This is a genomic window from Sphingobacterium sp. SRCM116780, from assembly GCF_021442025.1.
Lineage (GTDB): Bacteria > Bacteroidota > Bacteroidia > Sphingobacteriales > Sphingobacteriaceae > Sphingobacterium.
This window is the reverse complement of sequence record NZ_CP090446.1, coordinates 514,216-527,903: the sequence shown is the minus strand read 5'-3', so window position 1 is coordinate 527,903 and position 13,688 is coordinate 514,216. Positions and strand designations below refer to the sequence as shown.

Genomic DNA, 13,688 nt, shown 5'->3' with positions numbered 1-13,688 from the left:
TTAATATTAAATTCTGATATTAGCAGGACTTGAACAGTAATATTTTTCTTAAAAAATCAGATTTTATTCTGATTAATAATAATAGTCAATATATTGATTTTAATTCATTTAAATGCTTTTTTCTGAACATAATTTTACGCAAAGAGGTCCCTCCTACGGTAGCATAGAAGTTATTTGTGGTTCGATGTTCTCTGGCAAAACGGAAGAGCTTATCCGAAGACTTAAGCGAGCTCAATATGCGAAACTTCGTGTTGAAATTTTCAAACCGGCAGTAGATAAAAGATATGATGAGCATTTGGTGGTATCTCATGATAGTAATAGCATTCCATCTACACCTGTTGAACATTCATCTGCCATCTTGTTACTGAGCAATGATACACAAGTAGTCGGTATAGATGAAGCACAATTCTTTGATGAAGGTCTGACAGATGTTTGTGTCAAATTGGCAAATAAAGGAATGCGTGTCATCGTTGCAGGATTGGATATGGATTTTAAAGCACAACCATTTGGTCCTATCCCAGCCGTAATGGCGGTTGCAGAACATGTGACCAAAGTGCATGCTGTATGCATGCAGTGTGGAGCTCCTGCAAACTACTCTTTTAGGACTTCTTCTGACACAAAAACAGTTCTTCTTGGAGAAAAAGAGGCATATGAAGCAAGATGTAGATCTTGCTATTACAATTTAACAAATTCTTAACAAGGATTAAGATAACTTAGGAGACTTTTGGCATCACCTTTGTAATTTATCTCACATCAAACGATACTAAAAGCTAGCAATAGCTACAAAATACTTTTCATAATTTAGGTTAATAATTGGTTAGTTAAAAGTCCACCCTCCCAAGGTGGACTTTTTCTTTTTGGAATTGACATAAAAAAAGACCATCAATATACTGATAGTCTTCATATTTTGATGGTCTTTTCGTGTTATTTTTTAACCCAATTTACGATTTCATCCGACATTGGATTGACTGCTGAGCGGTAGCGATGAACCAGTTTACCATTTTCATCAATTAAAAACTTCTCAAAGTTCCATTTAATCTCTCCTTGAAAATCCGGATTTTCTTGCGAGGTCAAATATTTGAATAGCGGCGCTATTCCATCTCCTTTGACATCAACTTTTTCAGCCATCAAAAATTCTACACCATAATTTTGCTGACAGAATTCTTGAATATCACCGTTTGTTCCCGGTTCTTGATTTCCAAAATTATTCGCAGGAAATCCGATAATCACTAAATCTTTTCCATATAAGGAATATAGCTCCTGCAAATCTTTATACTGTTTCGTAAAACCGCATTTTGAAGCCGTATTGACAATTAAAATTTTCTTTCCTTTAAAAGAAGACATCTTAATCTCTTTTCCATCGAGGCTATTAAAGCTATAATCATAAATACTTGGGTTGCCAAACACCATAGACAAGCAAACCATAATTGTTGATAAAATCATCATACTAAAATTATAAATTTATAAGTGAACTTTTTTCTCTTTCAATCACAAAATCAAATAATTCATTGATCGGTGACTTAAGTATTTTACCAATTTTAATGCCATAACCATTGCAGACATCTCGCAATATTAAATCGAGATAATAAGCAATAGATCCAACAAAATGACATTCATATTCCTGATAATCTTGATAAGTCAATATACAGGTTTGCACATACTCTTCAAAACCAGTTCGAACGAGTTCGTCTATAAATGGATGTGTAATATTTGCGGATAAAAATGGTGCAAATGAAGCTAAATAAGCATTTGGTCTCTCCTTTTGATAAACATTTTTAATGACGATCTCTTTGGTTACACGATAATGTTCTGCAAAATTTTCGGATAAATCCTTTGGTAACCGACCATACAAAAATAATGTAATTAATTTTTTCCCAAACCAGGCACCAGAACCTTCGTCCCCTAAGACATAACCATTTCCATGATTAGAAGGTTGAACTTCTTCTCCATCAAAAAAGCTAATATCTGATCCCGTGCCTAAAGTAGCGATATAACCTTTATTTTTTCCACAAGTTGCCAAGGCGCTCCCCACAAGATCATTTTCAACAGAAATAAATGCGTTTTCAAACAATGGAGTAAGCGCATTTGAAACCATTTCTCTTCGATCTGGTGATGTACATCCTGCACCGTAAAAGTAAAGTTCTGTTATCTCATTAGCATAAGGTATAATCTCAGGAATCTCCTTAATTACACGGGTGATCTCTTTATCATTCACAAAAAATGGATTAAGTCCATTTGTAGAAAATGATATAGGAGGACTATCTGGAAGTTCTAACTTCCAATCCGATTTGGAAGAACCACTATCGACAACTAAAATCATAAAAAATAAGATTATGCTCTATCAAGCGTCTCAAATATACAAATTTTTAAAGTTTATAATAATCAAACGATTGCTTAAAATAAAATTATATACTTTCAAAGAAACATTCATTCAAATAATTTTGTATAACACGTATAACCTGTTACTTTTGTACACCAAAACAAAATTTTAACTGATATCAATATCAGTTTTTTAATTCTTTAAAATGATTGAAAAAATTAATTCTACATTAAATATACATTTTGATGTTTCTTTCAGTGAACCACAGGCCCATTATGCAGCTATAAAAATGTCTATCAGCGAGATTCAAGCTGATTATATTGATGTAAAAATGCCTGTTTGGTCCCCCGGATCCTATTTAGTTCGAGAATATTCGAAACAAATAGAACGATTCTCTGTAAAAGATCAAGTTGAGTATGAAAAAATAAGTAAAAATACTTGGCGTATATACACTAAAGATAAAAGTTCTGTAGAAATTAACTATCATATTTATGGATTCGAAGTTTCGGTAAGAACCAATTTCATTGATGAAGAGCATGCATTTATAGTTCCCACAGCTACTTTTATGTATATTGATGGAAAAATTGATCAAGCTGTAACGGTGAAATTCTTTCCTCATAAAAACTGGAAACACCTATCAACAGGTCTAGAAAAAATAGCAGAAAATACTTTTTATGCTCCAGATTTTGATATTCTTTATGATTCCCCTTTTGAAATTGGCAATCAAGATATTTGGACGATCCAGGCATCCAATGTGGAGCATGAATTTGCTATGGTCGGTGGAGGCACCTATAGTAAGGAAAGATTAAGCAAGGACGTACAAAAAATCGTAGAAGAGGAAACCCGTATCTGGGGATCCAATCCTAACAAAAGATATGTATTCATTACACATAACCATCAATCTGGAGGAGGTGGATTAGAACACCTCAATTCTACTGTTCTGGGTGCATCGAGAACTGCTTATAGCAATGAAAGTACATATAAAACATATTTAAGTCTAGTTGCTCATGAATATTTCCATTTATGGAATGTAAAACGTTTACGTCCTAAAGCACTCGGCCCATTTAATTATGACCAAGAGAACTATACAACGGGCCTGTGGATCATGGAAGGATTTACATCTTACTATGATAATCTCATTATCAAGAGATGTGGTTTCTTCTCAGAAAAAGAGTATCTAAATTTGTTGGCAAACGATTTCACAACAGTTCTTAATCGACCTGGGCATGAAATTCAATCTGCTGCTGAATCCAGTTTTGATGCTTGGATAAAGTATTATCGTCCAGATGAGAATTCTCCAAATTCTGGCATTTCCTATTATAATAAGGGCGCAATGTTGACCGTATTATTGGATTTAAAGATTATTGCTTCTTCTGGTGGTACAAAAAAATTAGATGATGTACTCCGAGCTACCTACAATTATTTTTACCTGCAAGAGCAAAGGGGATTTGAAGAAAATGAATTCCAAAAGTTAACAGAAGAAGTTACTGGAATTTCTGTATCTGATATTTTTCAAGCAGCACATAACTATGGAGAATTAGCCTATAATGATTATTTCAACTTAGTTGGATATGAGATCATCAATATTAATGCTGAATCTAAAAGTTTAGATTTGGGTATTAATATGAACAAAAATGACGGGATTCAAACCATAACCGCTGTTGAAAGAGGTTCTGGTGCTTGGGATGGCGGGCTCAATGTTCGAGATGAAATAATTGCAATTAATGGTATACGCTTGGATGCTAAAGATAAAGAATACGATTATTTCATGCAAAATAGTGTTGAAGGTGACTATCTAAATATACTGATAGCAAGAGATGGTAAAATCAAAGAGCTGAAAATTCAAATTCGTTCCAATAGTAAAAAATTATTTCGCATACAGCCACTAGAAAATCAAACCGAAGAACAAAAAAAGTTAGCTCAATTTTGGTTATCTTAAAAAACAATTAAGTTATTTCAATAAAAAAGGTTGCTCTATTGCATATAGAGCAACCTTTTTTATGCATCGACCGTTCAAACTAGAATTTATATCTAAAAGAGAAACCGATTGGATCTATTAATTTAATCGAACTTGATTGTAGAAAATCAAAATAGGGTTTCACATCTAAGGACAATTGAAAAGGAGTTTGCGGAATATTATACTCAATCCCAATAATACCATCGATACTCAATCCCAATTCTGAATCATGTTCAATACGTTTTCCATCTACAATTTTGTCCTTTTCTTTGTAAGAACCTACACTTCCTCCAAATCCATAATACCAATTAAATCCAGCAGACAACGGTTTATAAATCTCATACAAACCCACTACTCTAAATCTTCTATAATTAGAATTGCTTTGAATACTTAAGATTCCTTCCAAAGCTCGGTCATTTGAAAGCGTATGTCGATACGTAAGCCCTTGAGAAGAACCAAAACGAGCTCCTATAGCTCCTTTCGAATCTAACTGTGCACAAGCTTCATTCGACAATCCCATTAAACCACACGTCACTCCCAATATCCAAGATAGTTTTTTCATTTCTAATGTTAATATTTATTTTCAATTAATTACCCAAAGTTAATATCAATATCTAAACGACACAAATTTTAAATTGTTATTAACTATTTTAGATATTTAAAATAGTTAATAACATTTTTCATATATTGGACTGTATTTGAATACTTAAGTAATAAACCAATTACGCAAATATTTTTAAATATTTCATTATGAAACAACAAACTAGAATTTTCGATCTAATCACCAATTATAAAACTGAACACGCTAATAAAACCATTATTGCAGGTCGTAATAAAGAAGGTGAATGGAGAACATATTCAAGCATCGAATTTATTGATAAAATAAATAGCCTCAGTAAAGCTTTATTAAGTATCGGTCTACAAAAAGGTGATCGTATTGCACTGATGTCGGGTAATCGTCCCGAATGGAGTATTGTTGATTTCGCTTGTAACCAATTGGGTATCGCACTTGTACCGCTTTACCCAACATTAGCTTCCCAAGATCTATCTTTCATTATCAATGATGCAGAAGCAAAATTAATTTTTGTGAGTAATGAAGAGCTTTCAACTAGAATTAATGTTGCATTAAAAGACAATCAATTAGCAATACCTATATATACTTTCGAAACTGTTAACAACTATCAAAATATAGCATCCCTATATCAAATAGGCGAAAAATTAGAGACAGATTTAAAACCTTTTAATGATGCTGTTTCTGAGAATGATCTCCTTACATTAATCTATACATCAGGTACCACAGGCAAGCCAAAGGGAGTATTTTTATCTCATAAAAATATTTTGAGTAATGTACAAGCATGTTATCCGCTCATCCGGTCTGATTTCAAAAAAGCGATTAGCTTTTTACCTTTATGTCATATTTTTGAGCGCATGGTTGTTTATATGTATTATTCAAAAGGCGTAGAAATTTATTTTGCTGAAAACCTAGATAATATTGTTGTCGATATCAATGATGTGAAACCAGATCTTTTTACAACAGTACCTCGAGTATTAGAAAAAGTATACGATAAAATTGTGGCCAAAGGAAAAGATTTAAAAGGAATTAAAAGATCCTTATTCATGTGGGCCCTAGATCTTGGACTTCGCTATCAAGAACCTCTCAAAAATAGTGCATGGTACAATTTTCAACTATCCATTGCTCGGAAATTAATTTTTTCAAAATGGCAGGAAGCCCTTGGAGGAAATATAAAAATTATTGTTTCTGGTGGAGCGGCATTACAAGAAAGGCTTGCACGGGTATTTTGGGCTGCAGAGATGAAAGTATTAGAGGGATATGGTCTTACGGAAACATCTCCAGTTATTGCCGTAAATACATTTGAAGATACAGGTATTAAGTTTGGAACTGTAGGAAGACCTTTAAAAAACTTAGAAGTAAAAATAGCACAAGATGGAGAAATTTTAGTAAAAGGGCCAAGCGTAACTTCAGGATATTACAAAAATGATGAAGCGACAAAGGAGACTTTTGATGAGAATGGTTTCTTTAAAACTGGAGATATTGGCGAAATCTCTTCCGATGGATTTTTGAAAATTACAGATCGTAAAAAAGAGATGTTCAAAACTGCTGGCGGTAAATATATCGCTCCACAAGCCATTGAGAACAAATTAATGGAATCTACATTCATTGGACAGATCATGGTTGTTGGAGAAAACAGGAAGTTCCCTGCCGCTTTAATAGTTCCTGCCTTTGAGGAAATAGAAAAATGGATGAAATATAAAGGAATTTCAGTCGTTTCTAAGGAAGATACCATCAAGAATCTACAAGTAATAGCAAAATACAATCAAGAGATAGAAAGATTGTCAACAGAATTTGGACATTGGGAAAAAATTAAGAAGTTTACGTTACTTCCTAAAGAATGGACGATTGACGCTGGACAATTAACCCCCAAACTAAGTCTAAAAAGAAAAGTCATTCTGAAAGAGAATGAGAGCAAAATTGAAGATATATATAAAGAAAGCAACTGAGTTTCCCCCCTACCTAAAAAATAGGGGGTATTTATTAAAAGAAACTTTCTTTCAATTCCAAATCACATTATGAAAGAAGTACATTTCAAAGATTTACTAACATTTACGTATTGGAAACAGGTTTTAAAATTAGTCTATGATGCTTTTAATGGATTCCTGGATGACAATTGTATGAAAAAAAGTGCTTCATTAGCATATTATACTGTCTTTTCTATTGGACCTTTATTAATGATTATCATTTGGTGTATTGGTTTTTTTTATGGTAAACATTTAAGCCAGGAAACATCTGCTCAAAAGGAAGTTTTTGATGAATTGATGGTGCTGTTTGGAAAAGATGTAACCCTGCAAATTCAATCCTATATTCAAAAAATAAGTTTTGAAAATAAATCCAACATTGGTATTATCATAGGGGTCATAACACTTATCCTGACAGCAACAACCTTATTTGTCGACATTCAAGATTCTATCAATGACATTTGGAAAGTTAAACCTAAACCCAAAAAAGGGTGGCTTAAATTAATTATTAATCGTTTGATTTCGTTCTCTATCATCATTGCATTAGGGTTTCTACTTATTGCATCTTTGATGATCAACGGAGTCATTGCTGCTATTACCAACATGGTCTTACAATATTTCCCCTTTATTCCAATCACGTTAATTGATTGGGTCAATACGAGTATCACTTTCATTGTCATCACTATACTTTTCGGTTTTATATTTTCATTTTTACCCGATGCTAAAGTAAAGTTCAAAGATATTTTAGGTGGTGCTATTTTTACGGGATTATTATTTATGTTAGGAAGATACTTTATATCTATTTATCTAACATTGTCATCTACAGCAAGCTTTTATGGTGCCGCAGGTTCCATTATTGTCATGCTCTTGTGGATTTATTATTCTGCAGCAATATTATATTTCGGTGCCGAATTCACTAAATTCTACGCTCAAAAACTTGGGGGAGGTATAGAACCTGCTTCATTTGCAGTTGTTATAGAACACACGGAACGGATCAAGAAAGTAGGTGAAGAAGCAGATTCAAAAAAAGGTGAAACACTTCACAAATATTAAGATAAAAAAAGGCGTTTTATTAAATAAAGCGCCTTTTTTTGTATTTACCTATTGACTGACTTGGTAACGAATCACCTTCCTTCCCACATTGCCCGTTTGATCCATACCTTCTACAATAATTTTGTACTGTCCGTTTCCATCTGCATTATAAAACTCAAGTGCAGCTTCACCTGTTTCCGTTACTTCTACTTTTGGATTCCAATAAATAGTCGTTCTCAAATCATTAACAGCTTTACTCTCAGCTGTTTCGTATTTAGGTTGATAGAATTTTCTTTCTTTTATATAACCCAATGGAAATAAATCAATCACATTTGATTTTGGTAGTAATTTTTCAATTTCTGTTAATGACATTCTCGGTTTTTTCTCAACTTTCTTCGTATAGATCGAGACAACACCATTATTTTGATACATTCTAGAAACAGTTCCTAAATCATCTTTTAAGAAAATCTCAATTCCTTCAATATCGATCACATTAATACCATTTAAACCAGGCTCATCAATAGCCATTCCATTTAAGAAAAATTGCACTGGAACTCTACTCCCACCATTATAATCTCGGGTGACATAATACTTTTGTGTTTGTGAGTCATATGTGATACCTGTTAACAAAGTAGTCAAACACATTGTTAAGACATTACAACCTGCTAATCGATCTGCTTCAATGCGATGCTCAGGCATAGACAAACCAGAAATAGAAGGAAAGTCTTTATTTGTAATCACTTTTTTCTGAACACCTGTAATGGCAACCTCATCCAACAAAATTGATTTTCGATACTCTTTCTTACTATTTTCTAAATAAGGAGCGATTGTTTTGTCAATATTTAGGACGAAATTATTCTTATATGCATTATTTTTATCAATTTCAGGATAATAACTTTGATCCATATTAATCACCAAACTACGATAATTATCATTTCCACGAGCATTGACAGTTACTTTAGAAGAATCTGAGAATACTAAATCTTTAAATACAAATCTTCCTTTAGCATCGGTATAGGTATCTTTACGAATACTTTTTGAAGGAATAGACAATAATAGGCCTCCATTAGGCACAGCTCGGCCTGTATTCAATCGTAATGTACCTGCAATCTCAATACCTTGCTCAGGCATAAAGGACAACACAGGAAGCTTCTCATTGATTAAATCTTGATATTCAAATCTTCTAAATCCTTGCGTCATCAATAAGGCATTCAAAGCTTTATCCTTATCTGCATTCTTTTCGTTAAAATAGAAATTCGGACTCTCCACATATCCTTTTAAATCTGAAGTTAATAGAAAATTACTAACAATCGATAAATCTTGATTATCATCATAAGGAACTTTGGATTCATCGATCACGGAAATAGAGTAACTACCTGGATATTTTTGACCATTATTCAAAACAGAAAGTTTCAAATTAACCTTTTCCTTGGCTTTGTATTGTTGTTTATTAACAGCCAGATTTATATCCAATAGCTTTTCACTATTAACAAAGACCAATCGCTCACTAATTACTTTACCAGAAGTAGATAACAATGAAACTTGCGCAATACCATTTGGAAGACGTTCTTTAGGGATAACAATCATGGCTGTAGCACCTTTCATATTCGCTTGTGCAGCATATACCAAATGACCATTAGATTGGACTAAAACATAGTACGATTGATTGGGTTGTTTTGCAAAATTTTCTTCACTGGTCACAATCGCCATATTCACATTCGTCTCATCTTGTTTTATAAAAACAACATTCGCCTTATTTTGAGTAACCTCTGGTAATTTAAACTTTCGTTCTTGTCCGTTAGAGAATTTGAGCACCGCCTCATATTTTTCATTTGCCAGAGGTAATAGGTTAAAATACCCCATTCCTAATCCAGCATCTGAAAATTCAGCGACTTGCTTACCTTTACTATCGACAATATTCCCTTTAACCGATACACCTTTTCCTTCTGAAGAAACAGCCTTAAAAGCAACATTTTTAGCTACTCCAGCTAATAAATCACCCCCTTCAGGAAAAAATTGAACATCAACATCCCAAAGTGAATTTTTCATTGAAAAAGTGCTCGTTAAGGGTTTTTCATTCTTATTCTGCTGAAGACTAACTTGCAGAAACGATTTTTTCAAGATCTCTCTATCTTTAGCACTTAAATTGACCGTAACCTTTCCCATAGCATCTGTCTCTCCTTTACCATCAGAGATGGTTTCCCATCCTGAAATTAAAGACCAATTCACTTTTGAATTAATTAAAAGTTTTCCCATAGCATCTCTAAATTGGATGATAGCTTGACTTTTTGCAGCGCTCTGATCGTTATTAACGAATGAAATTTCTGTGACGAGCTTTTTATTAATCACATCACCTACAGGAACTATTTTGTTGAAAAAATAATCTGTTGAAAAATTACTCATCCATTTAGTATAAGCTCTAAATCGATAATTCTCTTGCGTTAAATATTGCGGATCTAAAACCAAAAAACCATTCCCAACTCCCTTATCTAAAGGAATTTTTAATGTTTGAATCAGTGAATCCCGGCTATTTAAAACTTCCACATAAGCAATCTTACTGGGGTCATACTCTGCTAGATTACGAGACAAATACGTATTGAACCATAAGGTATCACCCACTGCATAATAAGGTTTATCAAAATGCAAATGCACTTTTTCTACAGGATATACTTGAAAATATTTTTGTACGCGTTCGACTATGGTATTGACAGGTAGTGTAGCTTCAGTTGTTTGGGCATATACATGTTGTATTCCACAAACACCCATTGTAAACGTCAATAATTTTATATATTTCATTTAATAGACTATTGGAAATTAAAATAGAATAGGTTAAATATATTCAATTTTAATCAGATATAGGAAGTCTAACAAATTTTTAACATTTATTAGCCTATAATAGAGGAGCTAAAAGGCGACATAAGGAATCAACACCCTTTTTCCATTTTTTCCGATGTGCCCATGAAAATAACGTCACTAAATCCGATGCCGATTTATCCATTTCAAATTGTTGTTCTAGACGTTTGCAATATTGTTCATCCGAAACGACACTTGTAATTTCATAGTTAATATAAAAGCTACGAATGTCCAAATTGACAGTCCCTACAAATGCCAATTTACCATCGATACAAACTGTTTTAGCATGGATAAAACCTTTGTTATATAGATAAACATGTATTCCTCTTTGCAAAAGTGGTTTTAAAAACGAAAATGTAGCATGCTGAACGATATACGAATCTGACACGGCTGGTAACATCAACTCCACTTTGATTCCCGAAGACGCGGCGATCTCTAATGCTGTTGACAATTGTTCACTAGGAATAAAATAAGGCGTACACAATTGTATTCTTTCTTTCGCATCATTAATCGCTAGAAGAATTGCTTCCATATTAAAAGGACCTAATGAACCTGGATCACTGGAAGCAAAAGAAACTGCTGCCCTTTCAGGTATATGCGCTACATTGAAGTTTAAATATTCTTCCGTTAATGAAAATGGTTCTCCTTCGGTTTGGTTCCAACTGTTCCAAAATTGAATTTGTAGATTATTAACAGCAATACCTTCTACAGCCATCGCCGTATCTCTCCAATAGTTCGCTTGATTAGGTTGATTGATATAACGATCAGATATATTAATACCCCCAACAAATCCATATTGGCAATCAATGACAACAATCTTTCTGTGATTTCGATAATTGCTATTTGCTAACGAAGTAAAGGTAACGGGCAAAAAGGCTTCAAAAGGATAACTCGGTTTATTTTTTCGCAAATATTTAATGACTTGAGGAGATCCAATACTGTCTAGTATCAGACGAACTTTAACCCCTTCTTTTGCTTTTTCTTCTAAAATAGCAAGAACCTGTTTGCCAATATGATCGAACTCGAAGATATAATACTCCATATGAATGGATTTTTTAGCTTCACGTAGTCTTTTGAGTAGTACAGGAAATTTTTCTTCACCATTAATAAAGAGTTCAACACGATTGTTCAATGAAAAGAATGCTAATTTTTCATTTTTCAAATAATCAAAAACACGAGATAACATGCCAATTCTTTGATGAATAATCTCCAATTGTTCATCCATTCTACTTAAACTCTCTTCCCATGCTACTAACAATTTTCTATTTTGCTCCCGATTGATCCGTTGGAATCGCTTTACTTTTCTAAATTTCTGTCCAAACAAATAGTAAAGTATCAAACCAACAAAAGGGAGAAAAACAATAACCATCACCCAAGAGATCGTTTTTGTTGGGTTCCTATTTTCAATTAAGATGGTGCTAATTACGCCAAAATACAAAACAAATAAAGGAAGCCAATACCAGTTTAGTAACAATTGCCAAACGTGGCTCCAATCAATTTCAATTTGACTAAATAGCTCCTCCATAAAATATTTAACTTATTCTAATTATTCAATAACAACTGTAAATTCCAAGTGTTTTGTTCCGATAATTTATTGGATAGTATACAGAACTATTGCGCTCAACTATCCAATTATTGAAATATACCTTTTTAATAACATAACTATATTCAAAAATGTTAAATTAAAGATTTAACTGTTGATTGACAAGAGGTGTCATTATGGTAAGTTCAAAGAAATAGATAAAAAGAACAGCACTATCGCTTGACCAATATAATCAATAGCTAGAAGTTCAACGTATACAATCAAATATTACATCCACATAGAAGAGAATGATTTATTTCTAAATCGTGTGACAATTTAGAGCTCCATCTACTTGGAGTAATGGACTGAGATAGGGAATGTCCAAATTAGCGCCACGCAACAGAAACCATATTCCCATCAAGAGATATAAAAAAGGTAACCATTTCGAAAAATTAATTTTAAAATATTTTTGAGAAATATTTCCTAAAAAAGAGAAAAGCAATAATAATGGTAGTGTTCCTAAGCCAAACATAATCATAAAATGAAAACTAGCAAGGCTAGATTCTGCATTCATAGCAGAAGCAATAGCCATGTATACCATTCCACATGGTAGAATTCCATTCAATATACCTGCAATAAAACTTCCACCTGGTCGATATAACCATTTACCCATTAATTTAGCTATTGGTGAGAAAAAGAAGGTTTGTAATCTTACAAATTGATGATTCCTATTTTGAAAGAGTTGAAACAGTCCAATAACAATCAGAAATATTCCTGTAAAAAGACTTAATCCCCTTTGCCATCCTTGCATCGTGGCTACTTTACCGAATAAACCAAGGAGCAAACCAAGCGAACCATAGGTCAAAATTCGTCCTAATTGGTATAATATCTTATTAATAACTATTTTCCAACTGATTCGCTGATTTCCCTGAGCAACAAGCAACAAAGGTCCACACATCACAGCGCAGTGAATACTTCCGAACAAGCCCATAAAAAAAGCAAAATATGAATAACTCATTTTACAAATTAAGCTGTTGATCCGTTGAAAAATCCAATTCAGCATTCTTCCATACAATCTCCAAGTGCCATCTTCCTTTTTTTAATGTAGTAACAGGTAATTGAAATTTCGAAGTCATTGTTTGGAATGGCAACTCCATATCTTGTGTACCGTCAGACGGTCTTTTAAAAATTAATTTACCTTGATTTGGAGCATCTACAAACTGAATATATAACGTATCATTTTCAACTGTTATAATAGGTTTCGCCTCATGAGCAACAACATTTGATCTTTTTGTATACACATCATCGTAATGTAATCCTTGTTCATAATAGTCAGTATCCTCTAAAGTATCGGTATCGCGACTGACCATATAAATACCTGCACCTACTATACAGAGCATAAACAAACCTAAACTTAAAAATATTTTATAACCCCAATTCATTTCTACCTTTTTAAAGCTGTAATTTAT

11 protein-coding genes are annotated in these 13,688 nt (G+C 33.1%); 4 read left to right on the top strand and 7 right to left on the bottom strand.

The features are described from left to right. Positions 1–112: 112 nt before the first annotated feature. Entirely contained in the window at positions 113–697 is a 585-nt protein-coding gene (locus LZQ00_RS02125; protein WP_234511514.1) for a thymidine kinase, read from the top strand. A 227-nt stretch (positions 698–924) separates the two neighbouring features. Here the strand turns inward: LZQ00_RS02125 and LZQ00_RS02120 are convergent, their stop codons facing one another. Both LZQ00_RS02120 and LZQ00_RS02115 read right to left on the bottom strand, forming a co-directional pair. After that, a complete protein-coding gene (locus LZQ00_RS02120) occupies positions 925–1,443 on the bottom strand; it encodes a glutathione peroxidase (protein WP_234514782.1) in 519 nt (172 codons plus the stop codon). A 10-nt stretch (positions 1,444–1,453) separates the two neighbouring features. Next, a complete protein-coding gene (locus tag LZQ00_RS02115; RefSeq protein ID WP_234511512.1) occupies positions 1,454–2,320 on the bottom strand; it encodes an N-acetylglucosamine kinase in 867 nt (288 codons plus the stop codon). A gap of 205 nt (positions 2,321–2,525) precedes the next feature. Here LZQ00_RS02115 and LZQ00_RS02110 point away from each other — a divergent pair, with 205 nt between their 5' ends. Then, positions 2,526–4,259, top strand: a complete 1,734-nt coding sequence (locus LZQ00_RS02110) for a M61 family metallopeptidase (RefSeq protein WP_234511510.1) — start codon at positions 2,526–2,528, stop codon at positions 4,257–4,259. A gap of 79 nt (positions 4,260–4,338) precedes the next feature. Here LZQ00_RS02110 and LZQ00_RS02105 read toward each other — a convergent pair whose 3' ends face one another. Beyond that, complete coding sequence (locus LZQ00_RS02105; RefSeq protein WP_234511509.1) at positions 4,339–4,839, bottom strand: hypothetical protein; 501 nt, start codon at positions 4,837–4,839, stop codon at positions 4,339–4,341. A gap of 188 nt (positions 4,840–5,027) precedes the next feature. Between LZQ00_RS02105 and LZQ00_RS02100 the strand changes: the two genes are divergently transcribed. Together LZQ00_RS02100 and LZQ00_RS02095 are read left to right on the top strand one after the other, a co-directional pair. Further along, positions 5,028–6,797, top strand: coding sequence for an AMP-dependent synthetase/ligase (locus LZQ00_RS02100; protein ID WP_234511507.1), 1,770 nt, complete (start codon positions 5,028–5,030; stop codon positions 6,795–6,797). A gap of 69 nt (positions 6,798–6,866) precedes the next feature. Then, the gene (locus LZQ00_RS02095; RefSeq protein WP_234511505.1) at positions 6,867–7,865 is read left to right on the top strand and encodes a YihY/virulence factor BrkB family protein; all 999 of its coding nucleotides are present in this window, start codon (positions 6,867–6,869) and stop codon (positions 7,863–7,865) included. A gap of 48 nt (positions 7,866–7,913) precedes the next feature. Here LZQ00_RS02095 and LZQ00_RS02090 read toward each other — a convergent pair whose 3' ends face one another. From LZQ00_RS02090 to LZQ00_RS02075, 4 genes are all read right to left on the bottom strand, one after another. Beyond that, positions 7,914–10,640, bottom strand: coding sequence for a carboxypeptidase-like regulatory domain-containing protein (locus tag LZQ00_RS02090; RefSeq protein WP_234511503.1), 2,727 nt, complete (start codon positions 10,638–10,640; stop codon positions 7,914–7,916). Between the two features lie 94 nt (positions 10,641–10,734). Continuing rightward, entirely contained in the window at positions 10,735–12,222 is a 1,488-nt protein-coding gene (gene cls / locus LZQ00_RS02085; protein WP_234511502.1) for a cardiolipin synthase, read from the bottom strand. A 316-nt stretch (positions 12,223–12,538) separates the two neighbouring features. Further along, positions 12,539–13,237: a sulfite exporter TauE/SafE family protein gene (locus LZQ00_RS02080; RefSeq protein ID WP_234511501.1), complete on the bottom strand. Its 699-nt coding sequence runs from the start codon at positions 13,235–13,237 to the stop codon at positions 12,539–12,541. 1 nt (position 13,238) lies between these two features. Next, positions 13,239–13,661 (bottom strand): FixH family protein, encoded by a 423-nt coding sequence (locus LZQ00_RS02075; RefSeq protein WP_234511500.1) that lies wholly within the window; start codon positions 13,659–13,661, stop codon positions 13,239–13,241. Positions 13,662–13,688 lie beyond the last annotated feature (27 nt).